The organism is Ruegeria sp. R8_1 (assembly GCF_017743815.1).
Classification (GTDB): Bacteria; Pseudomonadota; Alphaproteobacteria; order Rhodobacterales; family Rhodobacteraceae; genus Ruegeria; species Ruegeria lacuscaerulensis_A.
This window is the reverse complement of the sequence record NZ_JAGHRL010000005.1, coordinates 84,789-97,496: the sequence shown is the minus strand read 5'-3', so window position 1 is coordinate 97,496 and position 12,708 is coordinate 84,789. Positions and strand designations below refer to the sequence as shown.

Sequence of the window (12,708 nt, the reverse complement as noted above, 5' to 3'; positions counted from 1 at the left end):
TATGCAAGCGTATAATTAATGCAATCAGCGAAAACGAACCAGTTGTGAGCGAAGAACGCAAAAAATTCAGGCGCGAGTCGGCCGAATCCCGGCAGGAAGCTTTGATTCTAGCCACGCTGGAACTGGTTGCCGAGAAGGGCGTGCGCGGCGCCACGGTGCGGGGAATCGCAGAACGCGCAAATGTTACGGGGGGGCTGATCCGCCATTACTTCAGCTCCAAAGAAGATCTGATCGTCGCCGCCTACGAGCACCACATGAACACAATGACCGACCAGACCTTTGCACTTGCGACGGGCACAGAGGTCGGCGCGCAAACCAGGCTGGCCGCTTTCGTGACGGCGTCTTTGACACCACCCGTTGTCGACCCCCGCGCCATCGCCCTGTGGGCCAGCTTTCTGAACAAGGTGCAGCACGACCCGCAGATGAAAGCGACGCATGAACGGACATATGCCTATTTTCGGGACCAGCTTGAGGAACTGATTGCAGCCTCGCTGAACGAAGTTGACCGGCCCGCGCCCCCTGCCCGTTTGCGGCAACTGGCCATTGCGTGCAACGCGGTGATCGATGGTCTGTGGCTTGAAGGCGGGGCGCTGCCGGACGCATTTGAACAAGGTGAACTGGTTGAAATAGGGCTGCAATCCGTTTCCGCCATTCTCGATTTGGATCTAACGCAGGAGAGCAAGCCCAAATGAGGCTGACAGCAATCACCGAACGGCTGGCCGGATTGGGCGGCGGCAAGTGGGAAGTCCACCTGAAGGCGCGCGCATTGGCCGAGGCAGGCGCAGATCTCGTGGAAATGACGATCGGCGAACCGGACGTGCCAACACCGCAGGAGTTGTGCGACGCGGCGGCCTTGGCATTGCAATCGGGCCGTACCGGATATTCAAATGGGCGCGGAGAGGCCGGGCTTTGTGCAGCCTTGGCCGAAACATACACCGAAAGCCGTGGGCGGCAGTTTCTGCCTGAAAATATTCTGTGTTTTCCCGGCACGCAGACAGCACTTTTTGCGGTGATGCAGGGCGTCGCCGAAGCCGGGTCCGAAGTTCTGGTCGGCGATCCCATGTATGCGACCTATGAGGGCGTCATCCGCGCCAGCGGGGCTGAACCGGTTCCGGTGCCGCTGCGCGCTGAAAACGGGTTTCGACTGCACGCCGACGATCTTGCCGCGCGTATCACGCCGCGCAGCCGGGCGATACTGTTGACCACTCCTCACAACCCGACAGGCGCGATCCTGACTGCGGAAGATATCAGTAAAATCGGTAAAATTGCGCAACAACATGACCTGTGGATCATCTCGGACGAAGTGTACGAGCATCTGGTGTTCGATGATTCCAGCTTTGTGTCGCCGCTTTCTGATCCGCAGCTGGCAGACCGGGTCATCGCGGTCTCGTCGATATCGAAATCCCACGCCGCCCCCGGTTTTCGCAGCGGCTGGTGTGTAGGCCCGGCCGAGTTTTGTGCAGCGCTTCTACCGGTCTCCGAGACAATGCTGTTCGGTAACCAACCCTTCATCGCAGACATGACGGAAAAAGCAGTGCGGGACGGATCGTCGGTTGCGGCGGGCATGGCGTCCCGCTTTGCAAGCCGCGCCCTGATCCTTGAACATCGGCTACACGCCGAAACCGGGCTTGTCGTACACCGCCCAGAGGCCGGGATGTTTGCGTTGGTCAATGTATCAGCCTGCGGCATGGACGGGGACACTTATGCTTGGGACCTGCTGGAGCATGGTGTTTCCGTCATGCCCGGCTCGGCCTTTGGCGAAAGCCTTACAGATTGGGTCCGGGTCGCCTTGACCATTGACGACGAGCGTTTCGCAAAAGCACTGGACCGCATCGTTGCCCATGCAAACCTCAGCGATCGGAACGTCGCATGACCAACCAAACAGTGGGCGAAGCCTTGGTCGCAGGGCTGAAGCAGCGCGGCGTGTCTTGTGTCTTTGGCATTCCCGGAGTGCATACGGTCGAGCTGTACCGCGGCCTTGCGGCCTCTGGAATTCGTCATGTCACCCCTCGGCATGAACAGGGTGCGGGCTTTATGGCTGACGGCTATGCGCGCGCGTCGGGCAAGCCCGGCGTAGCTTTTGTCATCACGGGCCCGGGCCTGACAAACACCCTGACGCCGATGGCGCAGGCACGCGCGGACTCTGTGCCAATGCTGGTGGTCTCTGGCGTCAACGAAACGGATACGCTCGGCCAAGGATATGGCCATTTGCATGAACTGCCCGATCAGCACGCCCTTGCCAAAACCGTGGCGCTGGTTTCTGAACATGTGAGCCTGCCCGGTGATCTGGACCCAGCTCTGGAACGCGCTTTCGCGACCTGCTGCTCAGAACGTCCCGGCCCCACTCATATTCAGATCCCACTGGAGGTGGCAGGACACGCTGCCGAAAGCTCCCCTGTTGCCAAGACCCTACCCAGCCGGTCCCCGGACGGCGACTTGATCCGACAGGCTTCCGCGCAGCTCTTGGCCGCAAAACGCATTGTAATTCTAGCCGGTGGCGGTGCGAAAACCGGCGCCGAAGGTCTGAAAACTTTAGCCGAGCGCCTAGACGCCCCAGTCGTGCAGACCGTCAACGCGCGTGGGTTGATGCATGATCATCCATTGACCGTTCCCGCTAGCCCCAGTTTGAAATCTGTACGCGCACTGATCGAAAACGCCGATTGCGTTCTCGCTTTAGGGACTGAGCTGGGCCCAACAGATTATGACATGTACGCTACGGGAAAGATGCCCATGATGCCCGGTCTGATACGTGTTGATGTTTGCCCGGATCAATTGGCCCGTCATGACACGAAAATTGCCATACAGGCCCGGACTGATCAGGCAATCGCCGCATTGCTTGCGACCCTGCCCGACCGGCCCGACCAACGGGATGGCGCAGGTCGCGCCAAAAAAACCCGCGCCGCAGCTTTTGAAGAGATCGGCCCGGACTACCGCGCCCAGGTCGAGATCTTGGCAGCCATGCGCGCGACTGTCCCCAACGCGCTTATAGTGGGCGATTCCACGCAACCGATCTACGCAGGTAACCTCTATTACGACCACGACCGTCCGGGCGGATGGTTCAATGCCGCCACCGGTTATGGCGCGCTCGGGTATGGCATTCCGGCCGCTATCGGTGCCGGAATTGCCGCTCCTCAGGCCCCTGTGATCTGCATCGCCGGCGATGGTGGTGCCCAATTCTCGCTGCCCGAGATTATGGCCGCGGTGGATCACAACCTGCACATTACCTTTGTCTTGTGGAACAACCACGGCTACGGCGAAATTGCTGCGTCAGTGCAGGATGCTGGGGTTGAGGTGATCGGATGCGACCCGACTCCACCTGATTTTGCCGCCACCGCAGCCTCGTTTGGCATACCCTATGAACGGGTTTCTCAGAATCCCGCTGAGATAGCGGCCGCGTTGGCTTCGGCCCGCACGCGAAACTGCCCTTCAATTCTGGAAATCGACATTACCGGGAATCGCCCGGATCAGGAGTAACTCATGCGGAATCCGACCTTTGAATTTGCACGTGCCATCACCCGCAAGCCCGCCACGACAATTGCGGAAGGGTTGCGCGCCGAGGATATCGGCAATCCAAACCTGGACGGGATGCTGGCCGCGCACTCGGCCTATGTCAGTGCGCTGCGCAGCACTGGGGCAGAGGTGATTGAGCTTGAACCGCTTGACGCTTATCCTGACGCACAATTCGTCGAGGATACCGCACTTTGCCTTCCGCAAGGTGCAATTCTGATGCGTCCCGGCGCGCCCTCTCGCATGGGTGAAGTGGCGGAAATAGCATCGACGATCCGTGCCTGCTATGACGACGTCCGGGAGATCAAAGGCCCCGGCCATGTCGAAGGCGGCGACATTCTGGTGACCGGAAAGGAAATCTTGGTGGGCCGTTCGGATCGCACCGACGCGGCAGGCGTGGCTGAGCTGGCGGAAATTGCCAATGAGTGGGGCCATGCTTTGCGTGAGGTGTTTACGCCTGAAGGCGTGTTGCATTTCAAGACCGATTGTTCGCTGATGGATGCCGAGACCATCCTTGCAACCAAACGCCTGGATGCGTCCGGGTGTTTTGAAGGCTATCGGGTTTTGCATGTTGCCGATGGTGAAGAAGCGGCTGCCAATGCAATTCGTTTCAATAATCTGGTATTGATGGCAGCAGGTTTCCCGCGCACGGCCGACATTCTGAACAAGGCGGGATTTGAGGTTGTTCAGATCGACAACACCGATTGCGCTAAACTGGATGGCGGAATGTCCTGCCTGTCCTTGAGGTTTTGAGGGTCTCAGGGACAGGCAGGACAACTGGACTTGAAGCATAGTTTATGTCTCAAGCCTTTTGACAATCTGTTCTTGTTTAGGCGAGCAATTCCCCAGATTGACCGACCATTAGCGTTCCACCATTGGCGACCTCGACATAGACACCCATGTCCATGTGACCCATCACCTTTCGAATAAGATAGGGTACATTCAAGTCCCGCTCGGCTGTTATCGGGTTAACTTCAGTTGCTGCGCACCTTTTGGTACGCGAGAGAATCTTCAGCTTAACATCACCAAATCTCAAAACTGAACCAACGGAATCCAGCTCGGCAAACGCAGGTAACCCGTCAATCTCGATATTCGATCTAAAGCGCGCTGGGTGGACATTCGCGTTCAGTTGCTTGCCCAGTTCTTCCACAGAAGCCAGATTCAAAACGGATATCGCGTTCATCATTTTCGGTGATACCACAGACACATCCGTAAACCGATGAGGCGAAGACGAGACGAACTTTGGCGGTTCGGGATCTTTTAAACCAATCTCCGACGAAAGAATATTTGCCGCGCTCATCCGATCTTCGGGCGTTCGCATATTAAAGCGTCGTATCTTGCTGTCAGATTTGATCTCTAGAGCTTGGGTCTCGGGGTCAAAATTTGTTTGAATGCCTGCCAGAGCAGCCTCATTTAACAAAACGACAAAACGATCTTTCGGCAGTGGCTTGGGGTTCTGCTCATCGAAACCCGAATTGTATCTAGCAAATCCGAACAACCGATCACCCGGAATGCCCTCTCCTGCTCGCAGCGTGACAGTTTGCATAGGCTCCGAACTCAAGCCTTTTACTGGGTAGCGGCTCATTCGGACGATAGAGAGATTTTTCATACGTCTGCACCTTACCAATCGAGTGACCCAATACCCAGAGCAGGCTGCGCTGTTTGACGCTATCTACAATTCGCAAAGGTATCGACCAAATAATCTGTGAGCGCTTCAGACGCGGCTTAGCTAAACCTGCTGCTTGCATGATGACTGCGATCACGAGCTTCGCCAATTTTAGTCGATATGGCCATTTAGAATCTCTCCGCCAAAACCACTTATGCATAAAAATGATTTCATAATACACATAATAAACAGATACTTATAGTAAAACTTTGCGATTTTCTCCTGTCTATTGAGGTACGAACCTCAAAAATTTCTGGACTTGAGGTGCGTACCTCAAATAGCCTTGGTCATATGCCGCGATTCGCACATCCTCGATTGACGGCGCAAAAAAGGGAGGAATGGATGACTTACACAAAACTGGCTTCGGCCAGCGCAATAGTCCTTGCCGCTACTACTCTTTCTACCAAGGCAAATGCTGAAGATCTGACACTATGTTGGGCTGCATGGGATCCGGCCAACGCGCTGGTCGAGCTGTCAAAAGAATTTGAAGCAGAGTCTGGCCACACGATGAACTTCGAATTTGTTCCTTGGCCAAATTTTGCGGACCGGATGCTAAATGAGCTGAACTCTGGGGGTAAACTCTGCGACCTGTTAATTGGTGACAGCCAATGGATCGGCGGTGGTGCCGAAAACGGTCATTACGTCCAACTTAACGAATTCTTCGATGCTGAAGGCATCAGCATGGATGACTTCGCGCCAGCCACTGTCTACGCTTATTCGACCTGGCCCAAGGGTACACCAAACTACTACGCGCTGCCTGCGATGGGCGATGCGAATGGGTGGTTCTACCGCAAGGACTGGTTTGAAAACCCTGATATCCAAGCGGCCTACAAAGAGGCGACCGGTCAGGATCTGCGCGAGCCTCAATCTCAGAAAGAGCTCTTGCAGATCGCGCAGTTCTTCCAAGGTCGTGAGATCGATGGCAAGACGGTTTACGGGGCCGCAATTTTTACCGAGCGCGGCTCGGAGGGGATCACAATGGGTGTGACCGGGGCACTGTATCCATGGGGCTTCAAGTATGAAAACACACCTGGCTCGTATGACATGGAAGGTGCCGTAAATTCACCAGAAGCAGTTGAAGCACTGGAATTCTACAAAGAGTTCTACGAAACGGCTACACCTCCGGGATACACCAACTCTTACATGGGTGAGAGCTTGGACGCCTTTAAGTCCGGTCAGGTCGCCATGGCGATGAACTGGTTTGCCTTCTTCCCTGGTCTCTATGCCGACCCCAATACCGGCGGTGACAAGATCGACTTCTTCGTGAACCCACCGCAAAATCAAGCGGGTTCAACACTGGGTGGACAAGGAATTTCTGTAGTCAGTTACTCTGACAAACAGGACGCCGCGCTCGAGTACATAAAGTGGTTCGCGCAGCCAGACGTTCAGGCCAAATGGTGGGAACTGGGCGGCTACTCGGCACATAACTCAGTGCTGGAGGATCCCGGTTTCGTTGATAGCCAACCGTTCGCCGGTGACTTCCTGGAAGCAATGGGCGGTGTGCAGGATTTCTGGCAAGAGCCTGCTTATGCTGAGCTTCTGCTGGCAATGCAGAAACGCATCCACGACTACGTGGTTGCTGACCAAGGTACAGCTCAGGAAGCGTTGGATCTTCTGATTGAAGATTGGACGGAAGTCTTCGAAGACGAAGGCAAGCTATAGCCCGGACGCAGGTACGAGCGGGCGCAATCCCGCTCCACCTTCACCCGTGAGTCCGAAACCAACAAGAACTGGCAAAGAGATGTCTGACAGGACCGTAGATCGCGTTGCGCAGGCAACGCCCGAGCGAGTTGCGCGAAAAATCCGGGGATTATCCGATCGCGCGATCGCCTGGATATTCATCTCCCCAACGATATTTCTATTGCTGGCGATCAATATCTTTCCGTTGATCTGGACCATCCAACTGAGCTTTACCAATTACAAGGCCAACCGGATCGGGCGTGAAGTCAAAGATGTCGGTCTCAGGAATTATGAGCGTATCCTTACGGACTCTGACACCTGGCTAAACATGCAGGCGACCGCGCATTTCCTGTTCTGGACGATCTTTTTTCAAGTTCTGATCGGGTTCACGCTGGCGTGGTTAATCAACAAAAAATTCAAGGGCAACGATCTTTGGACAACGATCATCGTGCTGCCGATGATGTTGTCTCCGGCTGTTGTCGGGAATTTCTGGAAGTTCCTGTACCAGCCTCAGATTGGCCTGTTTAACTACATCGTGTCCTGGTTTACCGGCAAGGACCCATCGAGCTTTGAAATGCTGGGATCCGTTACGTTGGCCCCTTGGGCGATTGTGATCGTTGACACCTGGATGTGGACCCCCTTTGTGATGCTGATCTGTCTGGCCGGGCTGCGCAGCATCCCAGATTACATATACGAGGCGGCGGAGATCGACAGGGCTAGCAAGCTGCGGCAGTTCTTCACAATCACCATCCCAATGGTCTTGCCGTTCCTAATGCTTGCGGTACTGTTTCGAGGGATCGAGAACTTCAAAATGTTCGATCTGGTGGTTCAGTTAACCGGCGGTGGGCCGGGGTCTATCACGGAACTAACCTCGATCAACCTGAAACGCGAAGCCTTTGAGAAATGGCGTACGGGCTATGCCTCGGCCTATGCGATCATCCTTTTCGTCACCGTGTTCGGCCTTGCGTCGATCTACGTCAAAGCCCTGAACAAGGTGAAACAGAGATGAGTGGTTTTTCCGTCACTGAACCTTCGAACCGGTCTAAGTGGATCGCAGGCTTCTTGGTCGTTACTTATGCGTTGATTACGATGATCCCACTGGCCTGGATTTTGCTGACTGGCTTCAAATCCCCGGCCGATGCGATCAGCTATCCGCCCAAAGTGGTCTTTGACCCAACGCTTGAAGGGTATGTAAACCTTTTCACCACGCGCACGCGGCAAACGCAGGAGTTTCTGGAAGCCAACCCGCCGCAGAACTGGGCCGATGAGATCGTGCGCCAATACGACATGGTGATTGTCGGGCCATCAAAGTTCGGTGAGCGTTTTATGAATTCGGTTATCATCGGGTTCGGCTCGACCTTCCTGAGTATTTTCCTTGGCACGCTGGCCGCCTATGCGTTCAGTAGGTTCAAGGTCCCGCTCAAGGACGACCTTTTGTTCTTCATCCTGAGTACAAGGATGATGCCGCCGGTTGCTGTTGCAATCCCGATCTTCCTGATGTTCAGAAACCTTGGGCTGAGCGATACGCATCTGGGAATGATCCTGCTTTATACGGGCGTGAATATCTCCCTGGCGGTCTGGTTGCTAAAAGGTTTCATCGACGAAATTCCACGGGAGTACGAAGAAGCCGCCCTTATAGATGGCTACACGAGGTTTCAGGCCTTCTACAAAGTGGTGCTGCCGCAAGCCGCCACAGGCATCGCGTCAACTGCGATCTTCTGCCTGATCTTCGCGTGGAATGAGTACGCGTTTGCCGTGCTGCTGACCTCTGCGAACGCGCAAACAGCGCCGCCTTTTATCCCGACCATTATCGGTATCGGTGGCCTGGACTGGCCAGCTGTGGCGGCAGGTGCCACGATCTTCCTTATCCCGGTCATGATTTTCACTATCCTGATGCGCAAGCACTTGCTGCGCGGGATCACATTCGGAGCCGTACGCAAATGAGCGAGTTTCTTACCGGATTGATGCGGCTTCGCCGCGGCCCATGGGAGATGGTCGCAACCATCCTAATTGCACTGGGTGTCTTCATGCTGATGCAGCCCTTTGTCCTTTGGGCCTTCACCTACTCTTTTATCGTCACGTTGATCGGAACCGTCATGTTCATCATCGTCAGCCATTTCCCGGAGTAGAAATGGCCCAGATCGTAGTCAAAAACGTAAAAAAGATGTTCGGCGACTTCACCGCTGTACGCGAAAGCTCGTTCACGATTGAGGACGGTGAGTTTTTCATGCTTCTTGGGCCATCCGGTTGCGGAAAGACGACGACGCTGCGGATGATCGCAGGGTTGGAACTTCCAACCTCGGGTGAAATCTACTTGGACGGTGAAGAGATCGGCCAGCGACCGCCATCAGAGCGGGACATTGCTTTCGTGTTCCAGATGTTCGCGCTGTATCCCCACATGAACGTGCGCAAGAACATCAGCTATCCACTGATATCGCAGGGTATGTCCCGCGCCGCCGTAAAGGCCAAAGTTGAGGAAGTCGCAGGAATTCTGGGGATCAACGACATCCTCGATAGCCCGGTAGGTGGGTTGTCAGGCGGCGACAGGCAGCGCGTGGCACTGGGGCGCGCGATTGTTCGCGAACCCAAGGCGTTCATGATGGACGAACCACTTGGCGCTTTGGATGCCGAATTTCGCGAGCATATGGCAGAAGAACTGCGCGCTCTTCATGATCGCATGGGCGCAACCACTGTGTACGTTACACATGACCAGCTGGAAGCCATGCAGATGGGCGACAAGATCGTGGTGATGAACAACGCTGTGATCGAGCAATTCGGTACACCTCAGGAAATCTACGACAAACCGGCCACAATGTTCGTTGCAGATTTCATTGGATCTCCTTCGATGAACTTCCTGCCGTTTCAGGGAAAGGTCGGGCCTGGCTCGGAAATGGTGCGACTGAATGGTCACGACGAAGCCGTGCCCAAACTGATGGAAGGGGCGGAAGGTGACCTGGTTTTCGGCGTTCGTCCCGAGCATGTTTTTTTGTCAGACGACAGCGCCTACCGGGCCAAAGTCCTGGCAGCGGAATATCTGGGAACCACCCAGATCGTGACACTGCAAAGCCCGAACGGAGAGCTGAAAGCCCGCATTGATGCGCGTGAAGTGGTAAATCCCGGCGAGACGGTAGGACTGGAATTCCGCTCACCTGCAGTAACCCTGTTTGAAAAGTCTACCGGACGCGCGTTGAGGTCCGCTTTGAACGACGAGGTACTAAGCAATGGCTGAAGTCGTTTTGCAAAATATCTCGAAGTCATTCGGTAGTCTGAAAGCGGTGGATGGTATATCGATGACGATCCCCAACGGTGCCTTTGTGGTGTTGTTGGGGCCGACGGGCGCAGGGAAAACAACGACGCTAAGATTGATATCCGGGCTTGAGAAACTGGATTCAGGAACGGTGCACATTGCCGGTCGTGACGTTGGAATAGATACTCCTGCCCAGCGTGATGTAGCGATGGTTTTCCAGCAATACTCGCTATACCCCCATATGACAGTACGAGAGAACCTGTCTTTTCCCCTGCGGTCACCGATCCTGAAAACACCCGAGGATGAGATCACCCGGAAGGTTGGCGAGGTCGCGGAAATTCTCCAAATTCCGCACAAGCTGGATAACAAAGCAACTGAGCTGTCCGGCGGCGAAATGCAGCGCGTTTCAATTGGACGGGCGCTTGTGCGGGACCCCCAGATATTCCTGATGGACGAACCCCTCAGCTCTTTGGACGCCAAACTTCGAGCGGATTTGCGCGTGGAACTGAAAAGGATTCAGGCAGACCTGGGATCAACCTTACTATACGTGACCCATGATCAGGTCGAAGCCATGACAATGGCGACGCATATCGGCGTTTTGGAAAACGGCAGGCTGGTTCAGTACGGTACCCCTCGCGACATCTATGAAAATCCCGGAAGTGTGTATGTGGCCAGCCGCTTGGGACTGCCACGGATCAACATCCTGCCGTCCGCGTTGTTCGGAGGCGATCACAAAGGTCCGCAGATTGGTCTTCGCCCGGAAAACATCATCGAAGGTGAAGGCACGGATGCACGTGTAGTGCGTGCCGAACACTTGGGAGATCAAACGCGGCTGCACCTAGACTTGAACGGCCACCCGGTTGTGACCCTGATCGATATCCATCAGGACTACCCCTCTGGGAAAGTAATAAAAATCCGCCCACACAACCCATTGTATTTTGACGCGTCCGGCGCGCGAGTGACTTAAGGAGCAAAAGCATGGCCCAGTTCCTCAACACGAAAGAAACTCTGGTGACAGAGGCCATAGATGGTCTTCTTGCGTCATCCGGAGGACAACTTACCCGGCTGGACGGTTACCCGCACATCAAAGTCGTCTACAGGTCCGATTGGGACAAGTCGAAAGTCGCTTTGGTTTCCGGCGGAGGGTCTGGGCACGAGCCAGCCCACGCGGGTTTTGTTGGCGCAGGTATGCTGACAGCAGCAGTATGTGGAGAAGTATTTGCATCCCCGTCAGTTGAGGCGGTTTTGGCTGGCATTCTCGCCGTTACGGGTGAGGCTGGGTGCTTGCTTATCGTCAAGAATTACACAGGTGATCGGTTGAACTTTGGTCTGGCGGCTGAGCGCGCCCGCGCATTGGGCCGCAAAGTAGAGATGGTTGTTGTCGATGATGACATCGCCCTGCCCGACCTTCCGCAACCGCGTGGCGTGGCAGGAACGCTGTTCGTGCACAAGATCGCTGGCGCACTAGCTGAAGATGGTGCTGACTTGGACACCGTTACCAATGCCGCAAGAACCACTATAGCGAAGGTCGTCAGCATCGGTATGAGCCTGGACACCTGCACCGTTCCAGGTTCTCCGAAAGAAGACAGAATTGCGCCCGGCAAAGCGGAACTCGGCTTGGGCATCCATGGCGAGCCCGGTGTGCAGCAGGTGGAATTCTCGAATGCTGTATCGGCCATGTCCACAGTGGTGGGGAAGCTGAAGCAGCGGGTAGGTTCCGGGGATTGTGTGGCGTTGGTCAATAACCTTGGCTCTACAACACCATTAGAAATGGCTGTCCTCACACATGCCCTGTCTGAGACTGGTATTGCCAGCCATATAATTGGCCCAGCACCAATGATGACATCGTTGGATATGCACGGATTTTCTGTTTCTATTCTGCCCGTAGATCAACACGAATTGTCAAAACTAGAAGCTCAGGTCGATCTGGTGGCTTGGCCCGGCGTCAATTCCATCACTCCAATAAAAGTAGCGCCTTTGCCTGATGGTTTGACTCCGATCGATCCAATTCCTTCGAACAATTCCGCGACGAAGGAAACGATCTCTCGTTTGTCTGAACTTCTCATCAACGCTGAGAAGAACCTGAACGAGCTGGACGCCAAATCCGGGGATGGCGACACGGGCAGCACTTTGGCGACTGCAGCACGGGCGTTGCAAGGTAGCCTTGACCGCATGCCGCTTGCTGACTTGACACAACTGTTTCCAGCGTTGGGCAATGAATTGAGCCAGACGATGGGTGGTTCTTCCGGCGTAATACTCGCAATCTTCTTTAACGCCGCTGGAGATGCCTGTGCGAGCGGCGCTTCGGTACCGAAGTCTTTGGTCGAAGGTCTGAACCGCGTTAGCCAAGTCGGCGGCGCCAAGGTCGGTGACAGGACCATGATTGACGCCTTGGCACCTGCGCTTGCCGCACTCCCATCGGGCCTTACTCACGCGGCAAAGGCTGCTCGCGAAGGTGCAGACAACACGGCCAAAATTCGCCGTGCGAAGGCGGGCCGGGCAGCCTATGTTCCCGAAGAAAACCTAGTTGGACATAACGATCCCGGCGCTGAGGCTGTTGCTTTGTTGTTTGAAGGCTTAGCGCGGGAGATTGAGGGCTGAAGAACAC

The 12,708-nt window shown here is 55.2% G+C and carries 12 protein-coding genes; 11 read left to right on the top strand and 1 reads right to left on the bottom strand.

The genetic code is table 11. From position 1 onward, the window contains the following. Positions 1-44: 44 nt before the first annotated feature. The 4 genes from J7380_RS12685 to J7380_RS12670 are packed head-to-tail and all read left to right on the top strand — an operon-like array spanning position 45 to position 4,260. Entirely contained in the window at positions 45-692 is a 648-nt protein-coding gene (locus J7380_RS12685; RefSeq protein WP_209196160.1) for a TetR family transcriptional regulator C-terminal domain-containing protein, read from the top strand. Beyond that, the gene (locus J7380_RS12680) at positions 689-1,873 is read left to right on the top strand and encodes a pyridoxal phosphate-dependent aminotransferase (RefSeq protein WP_209196159.1); all 1,185 of its coding nucleotides are present in this window, start codon (positions 689-691) and stop codon (positions 1,871-1,873) included. Before J7380_RS12685 ends, J7380_RS12680 begins: the two co-directional genes overlap by 4 nt. Beyond that, positions 1,870-3,474 carry a 5-guanidino-2-oxopentanoate decarboxylase gene (locus J7380_RS12675; protein ID WP_209196158.1) on the top strand — a complete coding sequence of 535 codons (1,605 nt, stop codon included), beginning with the start codon at positions 1,870-1,872 and terminating at the stop codon, positions 3,472-3,474. Before J7380_RS12680 ends, J7380_RS12675 begins: the two co-directional genes overlap by 4 nt. A 3-nt stretch (positions 3,475-3,477) precedes the next feature. Beyond that, entirely contained in the window at positions 3,478-4,260 is a 783-nt protein-coding gene (locus J7380_RS12670) for an arginine deiminase family protein (protein WP_209196157.1), read from the top strand. Positions 4,261-4,336: 76 nt separating this feature from the next. Here J7380_RS12670 and J7380_RS12665 read toward each other — a convergent pair whose 3' ends face one another. Beyond that, complete coding sequence (locus J7380_RS12665; protein WP_247742548.1) at positions 4,337-5,116, bottom strand: MOSC domain-containing protein; 780 nt, start codon at positions 5,114-5,116, stop codon at positions 4,337-4,339. A 399-nt stretch (positions 5,117-5,515) separates the two neighbouring features. Here J7380_RS12665 and J7380_RS12660 point away from each other — a divergent pair, with 399 nt between their 5' ends. The 7 genes from J7380_RS12660 (at position 5,516) to J7380_RS12630 (ending at position 12,701) form a co-directional block, all read left to right on the top strand. Beyond that, the gene (locus J7380_RS12660; RefSeq protein ID WP_170724798.1) at positions 5,516-6,835 is read left to right on the top strand and encodes an ABC transporter substrate-binding protein; all 1,320 of its coding nucleotides are present in this window, start codon (positions 5,516-5,518) and stop codon (positions 6,833-6,835) included. 79 nt (positions 6,836-6,914) lie between these two features. Then, a complete protein-coding gene (locus tag J7380_RS12655; protein ID WP_209196156.1) occupies positions 6,915-7,862 on the top strand; it encodes a sugar ABC transporter permease in 948 nt (315 codons plus the stop codon). Beyond that, complete coding sequence (locus tag J7380_RS12650; protein ID WP_209196155.1) at positions 7,859-8,797, top strand: carbohydrate ABC transporter permease; 939 nt, start codon at positions 7,859-7,861, stop codon at positions 8,795-8,797. Before J7380_RS12655 ends, J7380_RS12650 begins: the two co-directional genes overlap by 4 nt. After that, on the top strand, positions 8,794-8,982 hold the full coding sequence (locus J7380_RS12645) for a hypothetical protein (protein ID WP_058274732.1): 189 nt from the start codon (positions 8,794-8,796) through the stop codon (positions 8,980-8,982). Before J7380_RS12650 ends, J7380_RS12645 begins: the two co-directional genes overlap by 4 nt. Before the next feature lie 2 nt (positions 8,983-8,984). Next, entirely contained in the window at positions 8,985-10,082 is a 1,098-nt protein-coding gene (locus J7380_RS12640) for an ABC transporter ATP-binding protein (RefSeq protein WP_209196154.1), read from the top strand. Then, the gene (locus tag J7380_RS12635; protein WP_209196153.1) at positions 10,075-11,067 is read left to right on the top strand and encodes an ABC transporter ATP-binding protein; all 993 of its coding nucleotides are present in this window, start codon (positions 10,075-10,077) and stop codon (positions 11,065-11,067) included. Before J7380_RS12640 ends, J7380_RS12635 begins: the two co-directional genes overlap by 8 nt. Before the next feature lie 11 nt (positions 11,068-11,078). Further along, on the top strand, positions 11,079-12,701 hold the full coding sequence (locus tag J7380_RS12630; protein WP_209196152.1) for a dihydroxyacetone kinase subunit DhaK: 1,623 nt from the start codon (positions 11,079-11,081) through the stop codon (positions 12,699-12,701). Positions 12,702-12,708 lie beyond the last annotated feature (7 nt).

Bases quoted from the DNA above. Each gene is read 5' to 3' on its own strand.
- J7380_RS12640 (WP_209196154.1), top strand. From the start codon at position 8,985: ATGGCCCAGATCGTAGTCAAAAACGTAAAAAAGATGTTCGGCGACTTC.
- J7380_RS12655 (WP_209196156.1), top strand. From the start codon at position 6,915: ATGTCTGACAGGACCGTAGATCGCGTTGCGCAGGCAACGCCCGAGCGA.
- J7380_RS12680 (WP_209196159.1), top strand. From the start codon at position 689: ATGAGGCTGACAGCAATCACCGAACGGCTGGCCGGATTGGGCGGCGGC.
- J7380_RS12645 (WP_058274732.1), top strand. From the start codon at position 8,794: ATGAGCGAGTTTCTTACCGGATTGATGCGGCTTCGCCGCGGCCCATGG.
- J7380_RS12665 (WP_247742548.1), bottom strand. From the start codon at position 5,116: ATGAAAAATCTCTCTATCGTCCGAATGAGCCGCTACCCAGTAAAAGGC.
- J7380_RS12670 (WP_209196157.1), top strand. From the start codon at position 3,478: ATGCGGAATCCGACCTTTGAATTTGCACGTGCCATCACCCGCAAGCCC.
- J7380_RS12660 (WP_170724798.1), top strand. From the start codon at position 5,516: ATGACTTACACAAAACTGGCTTCGGCCAGCGCAATAGTCCTTGCCGCT.
- J7380_RS12630 (WP_209196152.1), top strand. From the start codon at position 11,079: ATGGCCCAGTTCCTCAACACGAAAGAAACTCTGGTGACAGAGGCCATA.
- J7380_RS12635 (WP_209196153.1), top strand. From the start codon at position 10,075: ATGGCTGAAGTCGTTTTGCAAAATATCTCGAAGTCATTCGGTAGTCTG.
- J7380_RS12650 (WP_209196155.1), top strand. From the start codon at position 7,859: ATGAGTGGTTTTTCCGTCACTGAACCTTCGAACCGGTCTAAGTGGATC.
- J7380_RS12675 (WP_209196158.1), top strand. From the start codon at position 1,870: ATGACCAACCAAACAGTGGGCGAAGCCTTGGTCGCAGGGCTGAAGCAG.